This is a genomic window from Anoxybacillus sp. LAT27, assembly GCF_022030075.1.
Taxonomy (GTDB): domain Bacteria; phylum Bacillota; class Bacilli; order Bacillales; family Anoxybacillaceae; genus Anoxybacillus; species Anoxybacillus kestanbolensis.
The window spans coordinates 1-276 of the sequence record NZ_JAIWYK010000157.1 but is presented as its reverse complement, the minus strand read 5'-3'; the positions used below and the strand labels follow the sequence as shown (position 1 = coordinate 276).

Here is a 276-nt window from a genome sequence, read left to right as displayed (position 1 = left end):
AATCGAGGCGACTGATGAGGAAATCGCCCGCCTGCGCGAGTATTTCGACCAGAACTACTCGACCGACTGGCAGGCGTTTTGGCGCGCCCACGTGCCGTATATTCAATACCATTACGACCGGGAAAACGATGCGTACGACCGGACGTTGACGAAAATTTATGAAATGATTTACCGCCTCGGCAACGAGGAGGCGAAGGAGCATATCCGCTCGCTCGGCATCCTTCCTGACGAAAAAGAAGAGTAAACGCCGCGAGTCGAGCGGCGTTTTTCTGTATA

At 53.6% G+C, this 276-nt stretch carries 1 protein-coding gene; it reads left to right on the top strand.

Annotation, left to right across the window (positions count from 1 at the left end):
• Positions 1-244 (top strand): hydrolase (locus LD028_RS08935; protein ID WP_237811607.1); only part of this gene is annotated, 244 nt, incomplete at its 5' end.
• Positions 245-276: the final 32 nt, after the last annotated feature.